At 72.8% G+C, this 23,066-nt stretch carries 15 protein-coding genes and 1 riboswitch; of the genes, 7 read left to right on the forward strand and 8 right to left on the reverse strand.

Translation table 11 applies throughout. The features are described 5' to 3' along the window. Positions 1-330 precede the first annotated feature (330 nt). Positions 331-1,410: an LCP family protein gene (locus V1634_RS14485; protein WP_331208304.1), complete on the reverse strand. Its 1,080-nt coding sequence runs from the start codon at positions 1,408-1,410 to the stop codon at positions 331-333. A gap of 393 nt (positions 1,411-1,803) precedes the next feature. On the opposite strand from V1634_RS14485, the gene V1634_RS14490 reads away from it, so the two are divergent. Then, positions 1,804-4,080, forward strand: coding sequence for an APC family permease (locus V1634_RS14490; protein WP_331208305.1), 2,277 nt, complete (start codon positions 1,804-1,806; stop codon positions 4,078-4,080). Positions 4,081-4,265: 185 nt separating this feature from the next. Then, entirely contained in the window at positions 4,266-5,810 is a 1,545-nt protein-coding gene (locus V1634_RS14495) for a serine/threonine-protein kinase (RefSeq protein WP_331208306.1), read from the forward strand. A gap of 180 nt (positions 5,811-5,990) precedes the next feature. Here the strand turns inward: V1634_RS14495 and V1634_RS14500 are convergent, their stop codons facing one another. The 5 genes from V1634_RS14500 to V1634_RS14520 form a co-directional block, all read right to left on the reverse strand. Further along, positions 5,991-7,295, reverse strand: coding sequence for a radical SAM protein (locus V1634_RS14500; RefSeq protein ID WP_331208307.1), 1,305 nt, complete (start codon positions 7,293-7,295; stop codon positions 5,991-5,993). 233 nt (positions 7,296-7,528) lie between these two features. Beyond that, the gene (locus tag V1634_RS14505) at positions 7,529-8,926 is read right to left on the reverse strand and encodes an acyl-CoA synthetase (RefSeq protein ID WP_331208308.1); all 1,398 of its coding nucleotides are present in this window, start codon (positions 8,924-8,926) and stop codon (positions 7,529-7,531) included. A gap of 108 nt (positions 8,927-9,034) precedes the next feature. Then, on the reverse strand, positions 9,035-9,481 hold the full coding sequence (locus V1634_RS14510; protein ID WP_331208309.1) for a VOC family protein: 447 nt from the start codon (positions 9,479-9,481) through the stop codon (positions 9,035-9,037). Between the two features lie 67 nt (positions 9,482-9,548). Continuing rightward, positions 9,549-10,748: a low temperature requirement protein A gene (locus V1634_RS14515; RefSeq protein WP_331208310.1), complete on the reverse strand. Its 1,200-nt coding sequence runs from the start codon at positions 10,746-10,748 to the stop codon at positions 9,549-9,551. A gap of 151 nt (positions 10,749-10,899) precedes the next feature. Further along, complete coding sequence (locus tag V1634_RS14520) at positions 10,900-12,012, reverse strand: glycerophosphodiester phosphodiesterase (RefSeq protein ID WP_331208311.1); 1,113 nt, start codon at positions 12,010-12,012, stop codon at positions 10,900-10,902. A gap of 303 nt (positions 12,013-12,315) precedes the next feature. Between V1634_RS14520 and V1634_RS14525 the strand changes: the two genes are divergently transcribed. Genes V1634_RS14525 through V1634_RS14535 form a run of 3 tightly spaced genes read left to right on the forward strand, consistent with a single transcriptional unit; the run spans position 12,316 to position 15,985 of the window. After that, a complete protein-coding gene (locus tag V1634_RS14525) occupies positions 12,316-12,873 on the forward strand; it encodes a PadR family transcriptional regulator (protein WP_331208312.1) in 558 nt (185 codons plus the stop codon). Next, on the forward strand, positions 12,866-13,603 hold the full coding sequence (locus tag V1634_RS14530) for an ABC transporter ATP-binding protein (protein WP_331208313.1): 738 nt from the start codon (positions 12,866-12,868) through the stop codon (positions 13,601-13,603). The genes V1634_RS14525 and V1634_RS14530 overlap by 8 nt, the downstream gene beginning before the upstream one ends. Continuing rightward, positions 13,604-15,985 (forward strand): ABC transporter permease, encoded by a 2,382-nt coding sequence (locus V1634_RS14535; protein WP_331208314.1) that lies wholly within the window; start codon positions 13,604-13,606, stop codon positions 15,983-15,985. Positions 15,986-16,030: 45 nt separating this feature from the next. Here the strand turns inward: V1634_RS14535 and V1634_RS14540 are convergent, their stop codons facing one another. Further along, a complete protein-coding gene (locus tag V1634_RS14540) occupies positions 16,031-17,026 on the reverse strand; it encodes a ribonucleotide-diphosphate reductase subunit beta (protein WP_331208315.1) in 996 nt (331 codons plus the stop codon). Between the two features lie 83 nt (positions 17,027-17,109). Beyond that, positions 17,110-19,551, reverse strand: coding sequence for a ribonucleoside-diphosphate reductase subunit alpha (locus V1634_RS14545; protein ID WP_331208402.1), 2,442 nt, complete (start codon positions 19,549-19,551; stop codon positions 17,110-17,112). Positions 19,552-19,738: 187 nt separating this feature from the next. Then, positions 19,739-19,970: riboswitch (cobalamin riboswitch) on the reverse strand. 238 nt (positions 19,971-20,208) lie between these two features. On the opposite strand from V1634_RS14545, the gene V1634_RS14550 reads away from it, so the two are divergent. After that, positions 20,209-21,024: an SDR family oxidoreductase gene (locus V1634_RS14550; RefSeq protein WP_331208316.1), complete on the forward strand. Its 816-nt coding sequence runs from the start codon at positions 20,209-20,211 to the stop codon at positions 21,022-21,024. Positions 21,025-21,600: 576 nt separating this feature from the next. Then, positions 21,601-22,962, forward strand: coding sequence for a condensation domain-containing protein (locus V1634_RS14555; RefSeq protein ID WP_331208317.1), 1,362 nt, complete (start codon positions 21,601-21,603; stop codon positions 22,960-22,962). The last annotated feature ends 104 nt before the right edge of the window (positions 22,963-23,066 follow it).

Consider the following 23,066-nt stretch of genomic DNA (forward strand, 5'->3'; position numbering starts at 1 on the left):
CGGCGCCAGCCGACCGGCGTCGTGGCTGAGGGCACGTTTCATCGCCGTGCCGGGCTGCACTGCCGGCCATCTCGTCATCTCCATGACCTCCCCCGGTACACGGTCGCGGGATCCCGAGGCCGTGCGAAGTCGCCAGCAGGATACGGCCCGGCCGCGCGTGTTTCCAGGGCCGCCCGTGCGCCGACCGGCGCGACCGGGCCGGTGGCGACCCGGCGGTGCGCGCCGTCGAGGCCGTGTCCCGACGGCGCGTCGGCGCCACAGTGGTGACCGGGGCTGGCTCCCGGTCACCGGTCCGGTGTGGATTGCGAGACACGGCGGCTGGCGTACGGACTACTTCTTGGCGTTGTTCAGAATCTCCGGCACCGCGTCCCGGCGGACCGCTTCGTAGAACTTCTTGGCCTTGTCCCGGTCGGCGAAGACGACGCTCTCGCTGCCGACCTGCCCGGTGCCCTGGGTCGGACTCGTCACGAAGGTGAGGTTGCCGCTGCGCAGATGCCGCAACTCCATGCCCATGTCGAGCATCGAGAGGGTCTTGTCGACCGAGACCGCGTCGGCGGAGGCCCGGACGAAGGAGTTCAGCTTGGCCGGGTTGGCCAGCGTGCCGCCGGAGGCAGCCTTGTCCAGGATGGCCCGGATGACCTGCTGCTGGTGCCGGATCCGGGCGAAGTCACCGTCCTTGAACGCGTAACGTTCCCGAGCGTAGTCCAGCGCCTGCGCACCGTCCATCACCTGGGTACCCTTCTTGAACTCGCGGCGTCCGCTCGGCAGCAGCGAGTGCGTCGAGGTGAAGCTCTCCTCGACGGTGATCTGCACGCCGCCCAGCGCGTCGACGATCTCCTTGAAGCCGGCGAAGTCGACGAGGGCCACGTGGTCGACGCGGACCCCGGTGAACTTCTCGACCGTCTGCACCATCAGCGGGATGCCGCCCCAGGCGTAGGCCGCGTTGATTTTGGCATCCCGGCCGCCGTGCTTGCCGTCCTTGGACTTCGGCACGTTGACCCAGGTGTCCCGGGGGATCGAGACGAGCTGGGCGCTCGACCGGTCCGCCGGCAGGTGGGCGAGGATGATGGTGTCGCTGCGCGATCCGCCGGTGTTGGACGGGTCACGGGTGTCACTGCCGAGGATCAGGATGTTCTTGGCGTCCTTCGCCACCTTGACCGGCCGGGACTCCTCCGGGACCGCGTCGAACGCCTCGACCCGCTCGATGCCGGACTCCAGCGAATGGACGTAGAGACCGGCGGCGACCGCGCCGCCGCCGCCCAGCAATGCCAACACCAGCAGGGTGATGAGGACTATCCGCCTGGTGCGTCGCCGCCGCTTCGGAGCCGGTGCGCCCGGGGACCTCCCGTCGGGAGTCACCGCGATGACCTCGGTGGAGTCGGACTCCGCGAGTTGGGGTTGGTGTGGCATGGCTCGATGCTACTGACCGGTGCAACAGCGTAGTGGCCGGGATCCGGGGCGGGCACGGCCCGTCCGACCGGTACTACCGGGTCGCAGGTCAGCGCAGGCCCGGGTCGACGGACGGGCGCGCATCGGCCCGATGACCTCCCCGGAGGGGTCACCCGCCCGGGACGGCGGCACGGCAGCCGCGTCCCGCCTTCGTGCCGGGACCGTCCTCGTGGTCCGGGGCCGGCGGGAGCGACTGTCGTATAGCCGCCAGGTCGGGTTGCCGTACCGCGTTGTCGGCCGGTCCCGGCCAGCTCGGCGGGCCTCGTACTTTCCGGCCGAGTATCGCCATTTTGGTGCCGTGGGCCAGCCGGATCGGTGACAGTGCGAGGCGGAGGCGGCAGGACGAGGCGGAGCATGGCGGGGCGGCAGGAGCGGAACGGGGACGGCGGCACACCGCCCGAGCACCCGACGATCACCTTCAGCCCGTCGGCCGAGTTTCCGCCGCTGAACGAGACCGAACTGGCCGCCCTGCACCAGGTCGGCCAGCGGTGGCGGGCGGACCTGCGGGGCCGCCCACCCCGGGACGCCGTACTGCCGCTGGATCCGAGCCTGGAGCAGTACCGGCACCCGCCCGCGCCGAGTCGCTTCCACCGGCTGGGCCGGATCGAGATGTTCCGGACCGAGCGACGGGGGCAGTTGACCGCGACCGGCTCGGCGAGCACCACCGACACCCGGTTCGGTCGGGTCGGTGGCACCCTCCGGCGTGCCCTGCTCGGACCGCCGCTGGCCAGCGCGGCGGTGCTCCAGGAGCGGATGCGGAAGCTGATCGCGCTCCCGGTGCTCTCCTCCGACCTGCTCTCCTCGGTGGCGTACGGGCCGGAGGCGATGCTCGCCATCCTGGTGCTGGCCGGCAGCGGCGCGCTCGGGCTCTCCCTGCCGATCGCCGCCGCGCTGGTGATACTGATGATCACGGTCGGCACGTCGTACCGGCAGACGGTCTACGCCTACCCGCACGGCGCCGGCTCCTACCTGGTGGCCTCCGACAGCCTCGGTCCCCGGTTCGGGCTCACCGCCGCGGCCGGGCTGATCCTCGACTACGTGCTGACCGTCTCGGTCTCGGTGGCGGCCGGGGTGCAGGCGATCACCTCGGCGCTGCCCGGACTGACCCCGTTCACGGTCCCCTTCGGCCTGCTGGTGATCGCCGGACTGCTCGCCGGCAACCTGCGCGGGGTACGGGCGGCCGGGAAGATCTTCGCCGCGCCGACGTACCTCTTCATCGCCGCCATCGGCCTGCTCTTCGTCGTCGGCGTGGCCCGGGCGGCGGGCCGGGGCTTCGAACCGGTCCCACCGCCGCCGGTGGGCGCGGTGGAGGGGCTCGGCCTGCTGGTGGTGCTCCGGGCCTTCGCCTCCGGTGCGGCCTCGATGACCGGGATCGAGGCGGTCGCCGACGCGGTGCCGGCGTTCCGGCCGGTCGAGTGGCGCCAGGCGCGGACGACGCTGACCTGGATGGTCGCCATCCTGGTGGTGCTCTTCGCCGGACTGACCCTCCTGATCCACCTCAACGGGCTGGTCCCCCGGGCCGACGAGACGCTGCTCTCCCAACTCGCCCGGGAGACCTTCCGCACCGGACCGTGGTACGCGCTGATCCAGGCCGCCACCACCCTGGTCCTGCTGCTCGCCGCGAACACCGCGTTCAACGACTTTCCCCGGCTGCTCTTCTTCATGGCCCGGGACAGCTACGCGCCCCGGCGGTTCCTGCACATGGGAGACCGGCTCGCGTTCAGCAACGGGATCATCGCACTGGCCGTGGCGGCGGCCCTGATCTTCGTGGCGTTCGGCGGCTACACCCAGTCGCTGATCCCGCTCTACGCCGTCGGGGTCTTCCTGGCCTTCACCCTCTCGCAGAGCGGCATGGTGGTGCACTGGCGCCGAGGCCGTGAACCGGGCTGGCGCTGGCGGGCGGCGTTGAACGCGACCGGCGCGCTGCTCTGCACCCTGGTCCTGGTGACCGCCGCGATCACCAAGTTCGTCGAGGGCGCCTGGGTGGTGGTGGTCGCCGTACCGCTGCTGGTGCTGCTCTGCCTGCACATCCGGTGGCACTACGACGCGATGCGGCAGGCGCTGACCCTGCCGGCCACGACTCCCGGCACCGGCTCCGGAACGGCCCGACCGGACGGCGGGACCGAGGCCGAGCGGCTCGGCGGGGCGGAGCAGGTCCGCCGGCCGAACGAGGTGGCCGAGACAAGTGGACCGGGCGACCTGCGGGTCGACCTGACTCCGGGCGAGGTACGACACCTGGTGGTCGTACCGGTGGCCCGGCTGAACCTGGCGGCGCTGCGGGCGCTGGCGTACGCGACGTCGCTCGGGCAGCCGGCCTTCGCGGTGCACCTGAGCCCGGAGCAGGAGGAGGCCGACCGGTTCCGCCGACAGTGGGAGACCTGGGGCGACCACCTGCGACTGGAGACGATCATCTCGCCGTACCGGACCGTGATCGCACCACTGGCCCAGTACGTCGAGGCCCTGCACTCGGTCCGTCCGGAGGTCACCCTGACCGTGGTGGTACCGGAGATCGTGGTCCGGCACCTGTGGCACCAACTGCTGCACACCCGCACCGAGCTGCGGCTGCGTCGCGCGCTGCGGGACGTACCCGGGGTGGTGGTCACCAGCGTCCCGGTCCACCTACCCGAATAGCGCCCGGAGACGTCGTACCCGGACGTCGTCGACACGCCGCTCGGACGATCGCGTCCGCCCCGTCGCCCACCGCCCGGTTCCACCCTCGACCGTTCGGTCGAGTTGCTGCCCGATCGAGGACAATCACCGCCATGAACCGGCGTGTGGGCCGGGCGGGCACTCGCCGCACAGAGCAGACTGTCCCCGTGGAGGCGCAGCAGGTACTCGGCGGCCGCTACCGGCTCGAAGAGCAGCTCGGCCGGGGCGGCATGGCGGTGGTCTGGCGGGCCCGTGACGACGTGCTCGGACGCCCGGTCGCGGTCAAGCTACTGGCCGGCCCGCACGCCCGGGACCCGTTGTCCAGACGCCGGATCCGGCACGAGGCGCGGGCGGCAGCCGCACTGTCGCACCCCAACATCGCCCAGGTGTACGACTTCGGCGAATCGGTCACCGGCCTGACCTGCGTGCCGTACGTGGTGATGGAACTCGTCGAGGGCGGCACCCTCGAACAGCGTCTCGCGGCCGGGCCGCTGCCGCCGAAGGTCGTCTTCCGGATCTGTGCCGAGGTGGCGGCGGCACTGGCCGCCGCGCACGACCGTGGCCTGGTGCACCGCGACATCAAGCCCGGCAACGTGATGGTGACCCCGTCCGGGGCGAAGGTCGTCGACTTCGGCATCGCCGCCGCGGTGGGACCGGGCGACGCGGACGAGTGGGGTGACGAACTCCTCGGTACCCCCGGATATCTCGCCCCGGAACGGATCAGCGGCGACGCCGTCGTGCCCGCCTCGGACGTGTACGGCGTCGGGGTGCTGCTCTACCGCCTGCTGGCGGGACGCCCGCCGTGGAGCGTGGAGACCGCGACCCAGATGCTGCGGGCGCACGTGTACGTCGAACCGGCGCCGCTGCCGCCGCTGCCGGACGTACCGGCGAAGGTCGCCGAACTGTGTCGACGCTGCCTCGACAAGGACCCGGAACAACGTCCGGCGGCTCGCGAGGTCGCCGCCGTGCTCGCCCGGGCCGCCGGGGTGCGGATCGTCGACGACGAACTCGCCCACTCGCTGGCCCCGGCCGCGGTCGACGGCGAACCCTCGACCGTGCTGGTGCCCCGCGCCTCCGGCGGCCGGGGCGCCCAGTTCCGCGCCGGAGTGCTGGCCACCGGGGCGGCGGCGGTCGCCGTCACCGCGCTGCTGCTCTGGATCGCCGATCCGCTCGGCTCGGGGGTGGGCGGGCGCAGCGGCGCCGGAGAGCCCGGTCCGAGCGACCGGCCGACCGTGGACACCGGCGGGCCGGGGCGTACCGGTGGCGGGTCCGGCACTCCCCCGCCGGGACCGGGGCCGCTGACGCCACTCGCCGGCGGCCCGGGGACATCGCCCAGCGCCGTGCCCGGTCCGGTGACCGGGTTTCCTCCCGGCGGGCAGCCGGGTGGGGGGCCGGTCAGTGGTGGTCCGGTCGGCGAGACACCGACCGGACCGGGCGAGCCGGCGCCGTCGACCCCGGAGTCGCCGCCGTCGTCGACCTCGGCGCCGGACGGGAGGACGCTGACCTCGGACGGCGGATCGGTGCAGGCGACCTGCACCGACGGCGGCGCCTGGCTGCTGTCGTGGACACCGAACCGCCCCTACCGGACCGACGAGGTCGAGCCGGGGCCGGCGGCGGCCACGATGGTCAGGTTCCGGCACGGCAACCGTCAGGTGCAGATGACCATCACCTGTACCGACGGGGTGCCCTCGACCACCAACACCTCGGAATGACCGCTCCCGGGCCGGTGGCAGCCGGCCGTCGCCGGCCGGGGCGAGCCGCACCGGCCGCATCGCCACGAGCGTGCTGCCGTCGTCGTCCCGCCGTCAGAGCCGGGACCGCCGGCACCGCCGGCACGGTCGCCGCCCACAGCCGGCAAGGTACCCGGGCCGGCGGGCGGCCGGGTCGGCGGGTCAGTTCGGCGGCAGGGTGTCCATGAAGGAGCTGACCGAGAAGACCGCGTTGCCGGCCCCGGGCGGGCCGTAACCGGGCGGGCTGCTCAGGCCGTTCGCCTCCATCGTCGCCCGGTACGCCTCCAGCAGCCGGATGTGGTATTCCAGCGGCGCGCCCTGCGGGTTCGTCCGGCCGAGCGGGGTGGTCGGCTCCGGGCACCAGGTGGTGAACCGGGGGGTGATGCCCCGGGACATGAAGAACTGCAACCCCTCGGTGGTCGACTCGATCGCCTCGTCGACGGTGGTGAAGCCGAACGGCTCGGCCATCTCGATCCCGGCCACGAAGTTCGGGATGACGTTGCGCGGCCCGAAGATCTCGGCGGAGTCGAGGATCCGGCGGTGCCACTCCTCGCGACCGACGTACCGCTCCTTGCCGGGGCAGTAGAGCTCGAAGAGCCGCTTGTCCCAGACCTCGTAGTTCGGGTGGTAGATCCGGATCCCGTAGTCGTGGAACCGCTGCACGTCCGCCTTCGGCAGGGCCTGGGCGACGACCTTGCCGATCCAGCGGCCCGGGAACCGTTCCTCGATCGCCTTGGCGTACCGGCCGTAGAAGTCGGCCTCGGCCAGCCCGTCGACCTTGGAGGTGACGCTCCCCCCGGTCAGGGTGTACGCCTTCGAGGCGCCGAGGGTGTCGTGCCGGTCGATGATCTCCATCGCCTCCAGCACCTCGTCCACCGGCTTCACCCCGGTGTACGGCCGGCCGGCCGCCTTGTGCTGGCGCCAGTTGTGGTTGATGTCGCAGTACTGGCACTCCTCCTTGGCGCCGAAGTACTGGCAGACCCGGAAGACCGTCAGGTAGATCAGGTAGCCCCACTGGATGGTCGGGGCGACCTCCATCACCGACTTGCCGCCGGCGAGAGTGTGCCGGTAGTACTCCGGCATCGGTGGCAGCCCGACGTCGGCGATCGGCCGGTCGTCCAGGTAGAGCCGGAGCACCCCGTCGCCGCCGTCCTTGACCCGGTACGGCGAGTCGGGGTTGACCCGCACCGAGACCACGGTGCGGCGCAGCTCGTACGGGCCGCCGGTCAGGACGATCTCCTCCGGTGGCCGGCGCAGCGCCGCCGAACCCAGCTCGGGCAGGGTCCGGTGGTCGAAGGAGAAGATGAAGTACGACTTCGGCTTGACCTCGCCGTTCTCGTTGTCGGTCAGCGCCGAGTCGTCGAACGCCATGCCGCCGCGCAGCAGGTCCTCCTTGAGGATCGCCTCGCGCGGGATGTGCGGGAAGCGCCCCATCAGGTCCTCGACGAGATCAGTGCGGGTCTGCACGCGCGCTCCTCCGGTCCGCTACGACGCCGTCGGATCTCCCGACGAGCCTGTCGTCACCATGGCACCCCGCACCGGCTGGCCGGCGACCGCCTCCTCGGCGGTGTGCCCCCGACCACGCTACCCGCGCCCCGTCCGGGCCCGGCGAGTGGATCAAGATCCGCGCGGCGGCCGGCTGGCCCGGGCCCGCCGAGACCGGATCCGGGCGGATCGGCGGAGCCCGGCTACCGGTCCGGTCAGGCCAGCAACTGCCGCTTCTGCACCTTGCCCATCGCGTTGCGCGGCAGCGCGTCCACCAGGTGCACCCGGCGGGGCCGCTTGTGCCGGGACAGCCCGGTGGCGACGAAGTCGATCAGCGCCTCGGCGGTCACGCCGTCGCCGACCACGTACGCCACCACCTCCTGGCCCAGGTCCGGGTGCGGGGCGCCGACCACCGCCGCCTCCCGGACCCCGGGGTGGGTGAGCAGCATGTTCTCCACCTCGCCGGCACCGATCCGGTACCCGCCGCTCTTGATCAGGTCGATGCTGGCCCGGCCGACGATCCGGTGCTGGCCGTCCGGCGCCACCGTCGCCACGTCACCCGTGCGGAACCAGCCGCCCGGGGTGTACGAGGCCGCGGTCACCTCCGGCAGCCCGAGATAGCCGGCGAAGAGGGTCGGACCGCGCACCTGGAGTTCCCCGATGCTCTCCCCGTCGGCCGGCAGCACGGCACCGGCATCGTCGACCAGCCGGGTCTGCACGCCCGGCAGCGGCAACCCGACGTGTCCGGGCCGGCGGTCGCCGTCGGCCCTGGTGCTGACCGTGATCAAGGTCTCGGTCATGCCGTACCGCTCGATCGGCCGGTGCCCGGTCAATTCGGCCAGCCGGGCGAAGACCGGCTCGGGCAGCGGCGCGCTCCCGGAGACCAGCAGCCGCGCGCCGGACAGGGCCCGGGCCGACCCGGGATCGTCCGCGATCCGCGACCAGACCGTCGGTACGCCGAACAGCAGCGTCCCGCCGGCCGCCGCGTACCGGTCGGGGTGGGGTCGGCCGGTGTGCACCAGCCGGCAGCCGACCCGCAGCGCCCCCAGCACCCCGAGCACCAGCCCGTGTACGTGGTACAGCGGCAGCCCGTGCACCAGGACGTCGTCCGGGGTCCACGCCCACGCCTGGGCTAGGGCGTCCAGGTCGTGCGCGATCGCGTCCCGGGTCAGCAGGACGCCCTTGGGCGCCCCGGTGGTGCCACTGGTGTAGAGGATCAGCGCGGTGGCCGTGCCCGGTGGTTCGGGGAGGTCGTCGGGGAGTGCGTGTCCCGCCGTGCGGACCGGCTCGACCGGCACCGGCACCGGGTACGGCGGCGGGGTCTCGGCCAGCAGCAGCGCGGCTCCGGAGTCGGTGAGGAGGTGCGCCAGTTCCACCGGTCCGGCGTCGGCCGGCACCGGCACCACCGGTACGCCGGCCATCAGCCCGCCGAGCACCCCGACCACGCCGGAGAGCGAGGCGGTGGCGTACACGGCGACGGCCGGTGCCCCGACCAGCCGGCCGGCGACCCCGGCGGCGGCAGTGCGCAGTTCCTCCCACGAGGCCGTCTCGCCGTCGACCCGGACCGCGTCCGGACGGTCCGGCAGCACCCCACCCAGCGCCGGCAGCAGCATCGGTCCTCCCGTCCGTCGGCTGACGACGATCCTGCCAGGTGGAGCTGACCGCCGTGCCTACCGTCGACCGTGCGCGACCGCCGCCGGACACGGCGGCCGGCCGAGCGGTCAGCGGGACGCCCGGTCCTGTTCGGCCAGGATGCCGGTGCCCTGACCGACCTCGATCAGGTAGCCGTCCGGGTCCCGGAGATAGCAGCGGATCTCGACGCCGTGGTCCTTCGGCTCGGTGAGGAACTCGCCGCCCCGGGACGACCACTCGGCGTAGACCCGCCGGACGTCGGTCACCCGGATGTTCATCGCGCAGCCGAGCGTGTTCGAGTCGGCCGGAGCCTGCGCGTTGACCGTCGGCTTGTCGTCGGTCGGGCCACCCTCGGTGTTGAGCACCAGATAGCTGTTGTGGAATCGCAGGACGCAGGGCTCGCGCTCCCGCACGCAGGTGGCGCCGAGCACCCGCTGGTAGTACTCCCGGGACCGGTCGACGTCCCGGACGATCAGCAGGGTGGAGAGCACCGCCCCGCCCTCGGGACGGAAGTAGTCAGGTGCCTCGTCCGCCATGGTCGACTCCTTCTCCTGGACTTTCTGCTGGACTTTCTGCTGGACTTTCCCCGGGGCGCGCTCGTGGTCAGAGCGGAGGATTCGGCTCGATCGCGAACTGCCCCGGGTCGCGCAGCGCGTCGGCAACCACGACCCCGGCCATGACCGCGGTGGCGAGGAACGGCGCGGCGAGCAGGGGCAGTACGAGGGCGACCGGGGTCAGCAGGGCGAACGCCAGCAGGGAGTACCAGCGGGTCGCCGCGATCTTCCGGTGCGCCTCGCGCTCGTCCCACATCCGCCCGGCGAGGAAGAGCACCGGGCCCCCGAAGATGATCCCGATCCAGGCCATGTCGTGCTCGGCGTACGGTTCGTGGATGAGCAGGCCGTAGCCGACAGCGGTGGCGATGATCCCACAGACCATGACCAGGTGGGTGTATCCGGCGACCCGGGTGAACCGGAGCTGGTCACGGCTCCGGTAGATCGCCTCGGCGAGCGCGGGCCCGGGTTGGTAGAAGTAGATCCGCCAGAACAGCACGGTGGTGATGAAGGTCGCCACGAAGAGCGCGGTACGTTCGACGGCGAAGCCGACGGGGCTGAGCACGAAACCGCTGACCAGGATCGCCTCGCCGAGTGCGATGAGCAGCACCTGCTGGTAGCGCTCGGCCAGGTGCTCCGCGCTGACGACCCAGTTGCCGGCGTTGCTGGGGCCCACCCCGGGTGTCCGCCAGCGCAGCGCGGCACCGAGGAACTCCACGACCACCGCCGCCGTCCAGCAGATCCCCCGGCCGGTGCCGCCGCTGAGCGCCCCGGCGATCCAGCCCACCGAGGCGATCGTCGACCAGCAGAGGATCCGGATCGCCTCCGCGATGCGGGGATGCCCGCGCAGCGCCATCACCAGCAGGAGCGGGCGACTCATCTGGATCGCGACGTAGGTACTGGCGAAGATCACGCCGCGCTCGCCGAAGGCCTGCGGCAACGACACCGCCATGATCATGGCACCGAACATCGAGGCGATGACCACGAGCTGGATCTCGATCCGGCGAGGGTCGAACCGGCTCGTCGTCCAGGCGGTGAGCAGCCAGACCTGCCAGAGGGCGAGGAGGACGAGGAGGGTCTGTCCCAGTTCGGAGGCCAGGGTCCGGCGGCTGACCGTGAAGTCGTCGGTCAGTCGTTGGGAGAGCCGGGTGAGCGCGAAGACGTACACCAGATCGAGGAAGAGCTCCAGGAAGGTGGCCCGCCCCTGACTTCTGGAGTCGCCGAGGTGTCCGCGTCGGTCACCGGCCGCCACGGATCGTCCGCCTTGTCCCGATCTGCCCCGTCACTCGGCAGTCATACCACGACCGGCGGCCTATGCCCGGGCATAACGGCGGACCGGTGGGCGACGACCCCGCCCGGGGCAGCCACCCACCGGCGCCGTACGGCTCGCGGCGCTCCTCCGGTCAGGCCAGCCCGGCCCGGGCCGCTACGGCGGTGTCCGGGTGGTCGCTGAAGACCCCGTCCAGGCCGAGGCCGTAGCAGAGTTCGTACTCGGCGATGATGTCGCCGCGGGCGTTCGGGTCCGTGCCGATCCGGAAGTCGGCCGGCAGGAACTGGTTCTCGGCCCGGAACGTCCAGGCGTGCACCACCAGGCCGGCCCGGTGCGCGTCCCGGACCAGGCTGGTCGGGGCGAGCAGCCTGCCGGTCGCGTCCCGGGGCACCAGCAGGTTCTTGTGCACCCCGAGGCCGTCGGCGTAACTGTCGATCCAGCGCAGGTTGGCCGGCTCCACCAGGTCGAGATAGCTACGCGGGTCACCGGCCACCGTGAAGTCGTACGGCCGGCCGGCCGCGTCCAGCAACTGGACCAGCCGTACGTCGGTCAGCTTGTTCAGCTTGCGCAGGTTGGCCGTCTCGAAGGACTGGATGATCACCGGATCCTTCTTGTCGGTCATGCCGTTCTGCCCGAGTACCCGCACCAGCGGCTCCTCCAGCGGCAGCCCGATCGACTGGAAGTAGCTGGGGTGCTTGGTCTCCGGGTAGATGCCGATGCTCCGGCCCAACCGGCGGCTCTCGCTCCGGGCCAGGTCGATGACCTCCTGCAGGGTCGGCACCGGCAACTGACCGTCGAACGCGGTGTTGGTCACCCGCACCTGCGGCAGCCGCTCCTTGGCCCGCAGCGTCTTCAGTTCGGCCAGGGTGAAATCCTCGGTGAACCAGCCGGTCACCGCCGTACCGTCGATGGTCCTGGTGGTCTTCCGGGCGGCGAACTCCGGTCGGGCGGCGACGTCGGTGGTTCCGGAGATCTCGTTCTCGTGCCGGGCCACCAGTACCCCGTCCCGGGTGGAGACGAGGTCGGGCTCGATGAAGTCGGCGCCCATCCGGATCGCCAGCCGGTAGGCCTCCAGGGTGTGCTCCGGACGGTAGCCGCTGGCGCCGCGGTGTGCGATCACCAGCGGCCGGTCACCGGCCACCGGCCTCGACCGGTCGTCGTGCGCGGCGGCCTGGCTGGCCGGCAGCGCCACGGCGGTCGCCAGCAACGCGCCGGCCAGGCCGAGCGTGGAAAGGGTACGTGCCAATGTCGTCTCCCGTCGGTCGAGGCGGGGCCGTGCCGCCGGGCGCGGCTCCGCTCCTGGATCGACCTGGAATCCAACCCCGTCCGGGCGACCAGCAGTCGGGCCACGGCTGTCCGGATGGTGAATCTCCGGGGTGTCGACCTCCGGCACCCGTCCCCGTCATCCGGCCCCCTCTCCCCGCCTGCGCCGGGTCGACGGAATTATCGCCGACCCTCCACTCCGGCGGGCCGCGTCCGACCGGGTGGCGTCCTTGACCGTCGATGCCTAACCGTTAAGCTCTAGCCGCTAGGTATCGGAGGTCGGTGGATGAAACACCTTCTGCTCGGGCTGCTCGCCGCCGGCCCGGCCCACGGCTACGAGCTGCGTCGACGCTACGACGAACTCTTCGCCGACGCGGGCGGCGAGGTGAACATCGGTCAGATCTACGTGACCCTCGGCCGGCTGGAACGGGACGGGCTGGTCGCACACACCGCCGAGTCCGGCGGCGACCGACGGGACCGCAAGGTCTACCGACTCACCGAGCCCGGCACGGCGGTACTGCACGAGTGGCTCTCCGCCCGTTCCGATCCCCCACTGGTCAAGCCGGACGTGCTGCTCCGGCTGGTCGCCGCCCGGCTGGCCGCGCCCCTGCTGCCCGACGTGGATCCCCGGACGGTCATCACCAACCACCGGCAACGCTGCCTGGAGGCGCTCCGGGCACTCGACCAGCAGGCGTCCCGTACCGCCGCCGGCAGCGTCAGCGGCCTGCTGGTGCAGGCGTCCGCGCTGCACCTACAGGCCGAGCTTCGCTGGCTGGAAGCGTGCCAGCAGCAACTGGCGCAGATCGAGCTCAAGACCTCCTGGAAGGGGAACGGCGATGAGTGACCCGCTGCTGCACGCCCGCGGCCTGGTACGCACCTACCACGGCGGCGTACGGGACCTCGCCGCGCTGCGGGACGTCTCGATCGAGGTGGCGGCCGGCGACTGGGTCGCGGTGACCGGGCCCAGCGGCTGCGGCAAGTCCACCCTGCTGCACCTGCTCGGCGGGCTCGACCGTCCCGACCGGGGCGAGGTGTGGCTGGCCGGCCGGCGGATGGACACCGGTTCGGAGAGCGCGCGGGCCCTGCTGCGCCGCCGGCACGTCGGCTTCGTCTTCCAGTTCCTCAACCTGGTGCCGACGATGACGGTCGCCGGCAACGTGGAACTGCCGCTGGTGCTCCAGGGCACCGGGCGGCGCGACGCCCGACACCGGGCGCTGGAGGTGCTCGACGAGTTGGGCGTCGCCGAGGTGGCCGACGCCGCGCCGGCCGAACTCTCCGGCGGCCAGCAGCAGCGGGTGGCCCTGGCGCGGGCCGTGGTGCACCGCCCCGACGTGCTGTTGGCCGACGAGCCGACCGGAGCGTTGGACTCGGCCGCCGCCGAAACCGTGCTCGACCTGCTCCGCCGCCGTCACGAGGAGGGTCAGAGCATCGTGCTGGTCACCCACGACCACCGGGTCGCCGCGACCGCCGACCGGGTGGTCACGATGCTCGACGGGCAGATCGTCGACGAGCGGGACCTGACCGGCCCGGGCGGGCGGCCGGCCTTCGGCAACCTGATCAACCTGGAGGGCTGAGTGTCCGCCATCCTCCGGCTCGCCCGCTCGGGGCTGCGTGCCGGCACCCGGGCCACCGCGATCGCCACCGTGCTGGTCGCCGCGCTGGCCACCACGGGCGTGGTCGCCGGGCTGTCGGTGCAGGGACAGGGCGGTGCGGAGGTGGACCGGATCTACCGCGACGCCGGCCGCCCGGACCTGGTCGTCTACGGCACGCCAGAGGCGCTGGAGGCGGTACGCCGGGACTCGGCGTTCGCGGCCACCTCCCCGGTGAGCCCGTACCTCGACGCGGCGGTCGCGCTCGGCCGGGACCCGGTCGACGCCCGGATCACCGCCCTCGCCGGCGACACCTCCCCGACGGGCCGGCCGCTGCTGCGTACCGGCGGGTGGCCCGCGACCGGGGTCGTCGGGGAGGTGGTCCTCGACCAGGCGGCCGCGACCGAGGCCGGCATCGGCCCCGGTGACCGGATCCGGCTGACCGTCGGCGGTCGGCCGGCGACGCTGACCGTGGTCGGCACGGCGGTCGACCTGACCGACTGCTTCTATCCGGACTGCGACCCGATCCGGCTCTTCGTCGATCCGGCCACCCTGACCAGCCTGGCTGCCCCGGCCACGCCCGTACCGACACCGGCCGCCACCCCGACACCGCCGGCCGCCGAATCGACACCGCCGGCCGCCGGTGCGCCGGCCGGGGCGCCCGGGGCCGGTCGGTCCGGGGCGGTCGGGTCAGGCGCGCTGCTGGTCGCCCGGCTGGTCGACCCCGACCAGGCCGACGCGGTGGCCGCCAGGATCGGTGCCCGGGCCGGGGTCCGGGCAGTGCAGCCCTGGCCGGACACCAGGGACGACATCCTGGTCCGGGACCGGATCTTCGGCGCCTCGCTGGCCGGCTTCGGCATCTTCGTCCTGCTCGCCGCCGCCTTCGTGGTGGCCGGCACCGCCACCGCCCGGCTACTGGCCCGGCGGCGGGAGATAGCGCTGCTCCAGGCGGTCGGGTACACCACCGGACAGGTGATCAGCGGACTGGTCACCGAGGCACTGCTGCTCGGCGCGGTGGGCGTACTCGCCGGCTGGGTGGCCGGCACCCTGCTCGCCCCGTTCCTCCAGATCGGTCTCGACGGCGCACTCGGCCGGCCGGGCCTGCGGATCACCCCGCTGTCGCTGGCCGGCTCCGCCCTGCTGGTCGGCACGGTGCTCGCCGCCGCCACCGTACTGCCGGCCTGGCGGGCGGTCCGGCAACCCGTCTCCGGCGTGCTGCGCGACGCCCCACCGCGCGGCTCTGCCCCGGCCCGGACCACCCGGATGCTCGACCGGCTCCGGCTCGGCCCCGCCCACCGGTACGGCCTCGGCGCCGTACTCAGCCGTCCCGGGCGCTCGGCGTTGACCGCCGCCGCCCTGGCGGTCGCGGTGGCGGCGGTGGTCGTCGGGGTCGGCTTCACCGCCACCGTGGACCGGATGATCGCCGAGCCGGCCCGGAGCGGTGACCCGTACGACGCCGTCGTGGTGGCGGACGGCACCGATCCGGCCACCGTGGCCGCCGCGCTGGCCGGTACGCCGGGCGTGGCCGGCTGGTACAGCCAGGTCGACCGGCGCAGCATCCTCGGCGACCAGACATTCCTGTCCCGGGCGATCGGTGGGAATCCCGCCGACGCCCGCTTCCTGGTCCGGGAGGGCCGGCCGTTGCGGGCGCCCGGCGAGGCGATCGCCGGATACGGCCTGCTGCGCCGGTTCGGGCTCCAACTCGGCGACACGATCGAGATCAGAGCCGGCGACACGGCACTGCGGTTGACCGTCGTCGGCTGGTACAGCGAGACCGAGGACACCGGAGAACTGCTGATGTACCGGGCCGAGATGCTGCCGGGGGTGGCCCCGGACGCGTACCTGGTCTCCGCCGCTCCGACCGGTACCCCGGAGGCGCTGGCCGCCGCGCTGCGAGACCGGCTCGGCCCCGCCGTCACGGTGCACGCCCGATCCACCGATCCCGGTGACCTCGGTACGTTCACCGTGGCGATGCGGCTGCTGGCCCTCCTCGTCCTGCTGGTCAGCCTGGCCAACCTGGCCGCCGCGCTGCTGACCGGCGCCCGGGAGCGGGCCCGGACCCTCGGCGTGCTCCGCGCGGTCGGGTTCACCGTCCGGCAGACCCTCGCCCAGTCCGCGACCGGTGGTGCCGCGCTCGGCCTCGCCGCGGCGCTCGTCGGCCTCCCGTTCGGCCTGCTGGTGTTCCGGCTGCTCACCGACCGGGTGATGGTCGGCATCGGCGCCGGCCCCGGTCTCGCCGAACTTCCCTCCGCCGGGCTGCTCGCGGCGATCGTGCCGGCGACCACCCTGGCCGGCGCGCTCGCCGGTCTGTTGGCCGCCGGCCGGCTGGCCCGGGCCGAGGCCGCCGACCTGGTCCGCTACGAGTGACCCGCGCACGGCACCCGGGCGGCAGGCCGCGCGCGTACCGGTGGGTCAGAAGTCGTCGTCGAACCGGACGGTGCCGGTCACCCCGACCTGGTACGCCGAGACCCGCCGCTCGAAGAAGTTGGACAGCTCCTGCACGTCCTGCAACTCCATGAAGGGAAACGGGTTCGTCGACCCGTACAGCGGGGCGATGTCGAGCTGGGCCAGCCGGCGGTCCGCGACGTACCGGAGGTATTCCCGCATGTCCGGGAGGGAGAGTCCGGAGACGCCGTGTTCGAGCAGGTCCTCGGCGAACTGCACCTCGCACTCGACCGCCTCGGCGAGCATCTCCCGGACCTGGCCGCGCAGCTCGTCGTCGAAGAGCTCCGGCTCCTCCCGGCGTACGGTGTCGACGACGTCGAAGGCGAACGCCATGTGCATCGACTCGTCCCGGAACACCCAGTTGGTGCCGGAGGCGAGCCCGTGCAGCAGCCCACGGGACCGGAGGAAGTAGACGTACGCGAACGCCCCGTAGAAGAAGAGCCCCTCGATGCAGGCGGCGAAGCAGATCAGGTTGAGCAGGAACGCCCGCCGGTCGGCCCGGCTCCTCAGCTCACGCAACTCGAAGACGGAGTCGATCCACCGGAAGCAGAACTCGGCCTTGCGGCGGATCGACGGGATGTTCTCGATCGCGGCGAAGGCGGCGAAGCGCTCCTCGTCGTCCGGCACGTACGTGTCGAGCAGGTTGAGGTAGAACTGCACGTGCACCGCCTCCTCGTAGAGCTGGCGGGAGAGGTAGAGCCGGCCCTCCGGCGAGTTGACGTGCTGGTAGAGGTTGAGCACCAGGTTGTTGGCCACGATCGTGTCGCCGGTGGCGAAGAATGCCACCAGCCGGCTGACCAGGTGCCGTTCGGCCGGGGAGAGCCGGTCCAGGTCGGCCAGGTCGGCATGCAGGTCGACCTCCTCGACCGTCCAGGTGTTCCGGATCGCGTCGCGGAACCGGTCGAAGAAGTGCGGGTAGCGCATCGGGCGCAGGGTCAGGTCCATTCCGGGGTCGAGCAGCATGGGTACCTCGGGGTCTCTGGTGGGTCGGTCGGCGGCGCGGCGGCGGCTGACGGCGGGCTCGGTCGAAGGTGCGGCGGCGGTGGTCACTGGCAGGCGTCGCAGGACTCGGGGTTCTCCAGTGAGCAGGCCAGCGCCGGGTCCGGCGAGTCCGCGCCGGGCAGGGTCACGGCGGGCAGCGCGGGCCGGGCGCTCGGCTGCGCCGTCACCGTCGCCTGCTGGATCCGGGTGGCCGGGCGGGACCGGAGGTAGTAGGTCGTCTTCAGCCCGGACTTCCAGGCGTACAGGTACATCGAGCTGAGCCGGCCGATCTCCGGGGCGGCCATGAAGAGGTTCAGCGACTGGGACTGGTCGACGTAGGGTGCCCGGGCGGCGGCCAGGTCGATCAGCGCCCGCTGCGGCAGTTCCCAGGCGGTACGGAACACCTCCCGCAGCCGCGCCGGCAGCTCCTCGATGCCCTGCACCGAACCGTCCGCCCGCTTGATCGCGGCCCGGATCCGCTCCGTCCACAGCCCGCGCGCCTTCAGCTCGGCCACCAGGGCCGTGTTGACCTGGAGGAACTCCCCGCTCAGCGTCTCCCGCTTGAACAGGTTCGAGACCTGCGGCTCGATGCACTCGTAGCAGCCGGCGATGGAGGCGATGGTGGCCGTCGGGGCGATCGCGACCAGCAGCGAGTTGCGCAGCCCGTACGCCGAGATCCGCTCGCGCAGCGCCGCCCAGCGCCCGGTCTGGTGGCCGGCCACTCCCCAGAGGTCGGGTTGGAGCTGCCCGGCCGCCGCCCGGGTCTGCGGGTACGCCGGATGGGCGCCGAACCGCTCGGCCAGCCCGGCGGAGGTCTCCAGCGCGGTCAGGTAGATCTCCTCGGCGATCCGGGTGGAGAGTTCCTTCGCGGCCGGCGAGTCGAACGGCAGCCGCAGCGCGAAGAAGACGTCCTGCAACCCCATCACCCCGAGCCCGACGGGCCGCCAGCGCGGATTGCTCGCCGCCGCCTCCCGGCTCGGGTAGTAGTTGATGTCGATCACCCGGTCCAGGAAGGTCACCGCGGTCCGGACGGTCTCCCGCAGCCGTTCCCAGTCGATCCCGTCCGGGGCGGCGGACGCGCCGCCCGGGTCGGCCCGGCCGGTGGTGCCGGTGACCAGGTGCGCGGCCAGGTTGACCGAGCCCAGGTTGCAGACGGCGGTCTCGGTATCGCCGGAGACCTCGACGATCTCGGTGCAGAGGTTGGAGAGGTGCACCACGTTGCCCGGCTCGGCGGTCTGGTTGCAGAGCCGGTTCGAGGTGTCCTTGAAGGTCATCCAGCCGTTGCCGGTCTGGGCCAGCGTGCGCATCATCCGGCCGTAGAGGTCCCGGGCCCGGACCTGGCGGACATAACGGCCCTGCTCCTCGGCGGCCCGGTACGCCGCGTCGAACTCCGCCCCCCACAGGTCGGGCAGCTCCGGCACCTCGTCCGGGTCGAAGAGCGACCAGACCTCGTCCGCCTCGACCCGCCGCATGAACTCGTCCGGGATCCAGTTGGCCAGGTTCAGGTTGTGGGTCCGCCGGGCCTCCTCGCCGGTGTTGTCCCGCAGTTGCAGGAACTCCTCGACGTCCGGGTGCCACGGTTCGAGATAGACGCAGGCCGCGCCCTTGCGCCGACCGCCCTGGTTGACGGCCGCGACCGACGAGTCGAGGGTACGCAGGAACGGGACGATGCCGTTGGACGCACCGTTGGTGCCCCGGATCAGCGCGCCCCGGGAGCGTACCCGGGACCAGGCGATGCCGATCCCACCGGCGAACTTCGACAGCCGCGCCACCTGGGCGTACCGGTCGTAGATCGAGTCGAGTTCGTCGCGGGGCGAGTCGACCAGATAGCAGGAGGACATCTGGGTGTGCCGGGTGCCCGAGTTGAACAGCGTCGGCGAGCTGGGCAGGTAGGCGAGCGACGCCATCAGCCGGTAGAAACCGATCGCCTCGGCCGGGGTACGGGAGAGTCCACAGGAGACCCGGAGCAGCCAGTACTGCGGGGTCTCCAGCACCAGCCGGTCGACCGGATGCCGCAGCAGGTACCGGTCGTAGACCGTACGCAGCCCGAAGTACTCGAAGCGCCGGTCGGCGGTCGGGTCGACGGCGTCGTCCAGCGCGCGGGCGTACGTCCGGACGAACTCGGCCGTCTCGTCGCCGATCAGGCCGTGCCGGTGGCCGAGCCGGATCGACTCGCTGAACGAGTCGACGCCCTGTCCCCGGACCTCCTGTTCGAGGTATCCGGCGAGCAGCCGGGCGGCCAACCGGGAGTACTGCGGCTCCTCCCCGATCAGCTCGGCGGCGGTCTGCACGCAGAGCCGGTGCAGGTCGGCCGCGCTGGCCCCCTCGGGCAGGCCGTTGACCACCCGGGTCGCCAGCCGTACCGGGTCGACGTCGGGGAGGTCGTCGGCCTGGCGGCGCACCGCACGGGCGATCGTGTCGACGTCGGCCGGTCCGGGCGCGCCTCCGCCGCTGGGCGCCTGCGGCGGGCCGGCGCGCCAGTCAGGGCGGTGGGCGGTTCCCCGCATCGTCGACCGCTCGCCGTCTCCCGCCGCCGACCCGTTCGGCGTGGCCTCGGTGACCGTCACAACTCTCTCCTCGCGCACTCGACTCCTCCGGTGGCGGAGGAAGCCGCGCGGGGACGCCGACGGGCACGCGCTGACGTGCGTCGGTGGCGTCGGCCGTCCCGCGCGGCCTCGGACCGCCGCGTACGGGCTCGTACGCGGCGCGCTGGCAGGTCTTCGGACTCGTGGACGGGCCACGGGCGTACCCGGGGTTCGCCTACTGGCCGTCGCTTCCCAGGCGTCCGGCTGTGGGGCCGGGCGACCCAGTGCGTGATGACGGCGGTCGTTTCCACTCACCGCTGCGGGGCAGTCCCGGACTCCCACCGGGTTCCCTCTTGCCTCGAACGCCGGACGGCGTGCGAACCAGCTGCGATCAACACCATATATAGGGATGGTCAGAAAGTCATACCCCAAGATGTCGTGTCGGCGTGTCGGCAACCTCACGGCCGTGTCCGGCGTGCGCCACGTGCGCCACCGGCCTGCCCGGGCACGGCGGAACCTCGTGGTCTTACGGGGACGGTCACAACGGCCGGCCCTGGCCCGTCCTTGCGATGCCACCGTGCCCCGGCCGCCGACTCGTCGGTCCGGCTCCGGCCCGGTCCCACGACACACGGAGAGACCATGGACATCCTGATCACCGGAGCGACCGGGCGGCTCGGCCGCGTACTCGCCCCGGAACTGGCCCGGGCCGGGCACACCGTGCGGGCCGCCAGCCGGACTCCGGCACCGACCGGGAAACCCGCCCCGGGCCGGCCGGCGGAGGAGGTCGGCCCGGTACGCCGGATCCGGCTCGACCTGGCCACCGGGGACGGGTTGCCGACGGCGGTCGACGGCGTCGACACCGTCGTCCACCTGGCGTCCGCGCCCTACCAGGGCGGTTACACCCGCCAGGTCGACCTGACCGGTACCCGGCGGCTGGTCGAGGCCGCTGGCCGGGCCGGGGTACGGCACCTGGTGTACCTGTCGATCGTCGGCGCCGACCGGGTGCCCTGGCCGTACTTCCGGATCAAGATCGAGGCCGAGGCGGCGGTCGCGGCCGGCCCGGTGCCGTGGACGGTGCTCCGGGTCACCCAGTTCCACGAGTTCCTGGCCGAGGCGATGAGCCGGCTGGCCCGGTTGCCGGTGCTGCCCGTCGACCCGCGAATCACCGCGCAGCCGGTCGACGTCGCCGACGTCGCCGCGCACCTGCGGTGGCGGGTGACCGCCGCGCCCGGCGGGGCGACGGAGGAGTTCGGTGGGCCGGCGGTACTGGACGCCGGCACGCTCGCCCGGGACTGGCTGGCAGCCCGGCAGCTCCGGCGCCGGCTCCTCCGGCTACCGGTGCCGGGTCGGCTCGGCCGCGCCTTCCGGGCGGGTGCGCTGGTCTCCCCGACCGGCGACCGGGGACGGATCACCTGGTCGGAGTACCTCGCCGGCTCGCCGGGCCAGGCACGCTAGGGCACCCGGCCCCGGATCCGCGACGAGCGCGCGTACCGGCCACGACCACGGCGGGTACCGGTCCCCCGCTGCTGGCGTCCGGAAGGGACGGATCAGCGCCCTCGTTCGCCGGGAGTTCCGGACGACGTGTGCGGTGCGACGTGGACGGGTCCGGGGCGGGCTGACGAAGCCTCGCCACCGGCCGTACGACCGCTCCGGCGACCTCTACCCGGAGTCCGGGTTGGCCTGGCCGTCCCACACAGTGGACGATCGGCCTGACCTGCGGGCAGCAGCGTTCCGCGCAGCGGAACGACGAGCAATGACATTTCCGGCGAAAAAGGCGGGCACTGTTCCGACGCGTGGCGGGGAGACAGCGCCGCACCACCCCTGGTAACGTCGGCGACACTCGGCGTCGAATCATGGATCTCCATGTTTCCGTCCGGCGTCGCCCTCGTACCGGCAGGTGCTCGAACAGGGAGTTGTCACTGCCCAGATGAGCCTCTCAGTTCTTCTCGCGTCACGGGTGCCTACCGCGCCGGGCCCGCTGGTCGTCCCCGGCTCTCCGGCCACGTCCACCCGACCTCAGGAGGTGACGGGATGACCAGTTCGGTCGACCTGCGGGGCGGCTACCCCCTCTCACCGGTCCAGCGTGACCTCCTCCGCCCGGCCTCGGACGAGGCGGATCCGGCCCGCGACCTCCAGCAGGTACGCCTCGTCATCCGTGGCCGGCTGCGGGTCGCCGAGTTCCAGCAGGCCTGGGACCGGGTGATCGCCCGCCACGAGGTGCTGCGCACCGGGTTCGTCCGGGGCGATGACGGGGAGACCCTCCAGGTCGTCGCGGCGGCGGCGCCGGCCGAATGGCACCTCGACGACCTACGGACCATCCGGGCGTGCCAGCGTCGACGCGGCCTCGCCGAACTCCTCGCCGCCGACCGGGTCCGGAACTTCGCGCTGGACGTACCGCCGCTGTGCCGGTTCGCCCTGCTCCGCGTCTCCGAGACCGAACACCTGCTGGTCTGGACGGCCCACCACCTGGTCGTCGACGGCTGGAGCCTGCCGATCCTGCTCCGCGAGGCGCTGGCCGAATACCGCGCGGCCATCGAGGGCCGGGACGCCGGGTTGCCGGCTCCGATGCCGTTCCGCGACCACATCGCCTGGTCGGCCGTGCGTGACCTCGCCGAGGCGGAGGAGTTCTGGCGCGCGGAGTTGTCCGACCGGCCCGTGCCCGGACCGCTACAGAGCGATCCGCCGGACTGGCAGGGAGATCCGGCGGACGCGTTCGACGAATACCCGCTCGAACTGACCAGCGAGGACACCTGGCTCCTGCACGAGACCATCGGTCAGCAGCGACTCACGCTGGACGCGGTCGTCCAGGGCTGCTGGGCCCGGCTGCTCGCCGCCCGCGCCGGCACCGACGAGGTCGTCATCGGCGCGACGGTCGCCGGCCGGGCGACCGGACCGGGGGCCGAGACCCTGGTCGGTCCGCTGGCCACCACGGTGCCGGTCCGGGTCCGGATCCGACCCGACCAGCCGGTCGGGGTGTGGCTGCGGGGGTTGCAGGCCCGTCAGGCCCTGGCCCGCCCGTTCGACCACGTGCCGCCGGCACTGGTCCGGTCCTGGGCCGGGCCGCCCGCCGAGGTGCCGCTCTTCGAGACCGTACTCGACTTCGAGAGCTACCCGATGGACAACGACCTGTTCACCGGTACGGCCGACGCGTCGACCCTCTCCGTACGCTTCGACGGCCGGTGGTCGGCGTCGCACCACCCGCTCAACCTGCTCGTCGTACCGGGTGAGCGGCTCGGCCTGCATGCCAGGTACGACCTGCGGCGCCTCACGCCGGAGACGGTCGAGAGCCTGCTCACCGATCTCGCGTTCCTGCTCAGCCTGGTCGCCACGAACCCGGAGCGTCCGGTCTCGACGCTCTGCCCGCCGGACGACGAGCCCCTCCCCGCCGACTAGCCGCGCTCACCCGGATGCCGGGCGGATACCCGCCCGCGGGCCGCTGGCGTGCCGCTCCCGGACCGCCCGGGACGCCTTCGCCGGTGATCCGGCGTCGAACGGCG

The organism is Plantactinospora veratri (assembly GCF_036421995.1).
Classification (GTDB): domain Bacteria; phylum Actinomycetota; class Actinomycetes; order Mycobacteriales; family Micromonosporaceae; genus Plantactinospora; species Plantactinospora veratri.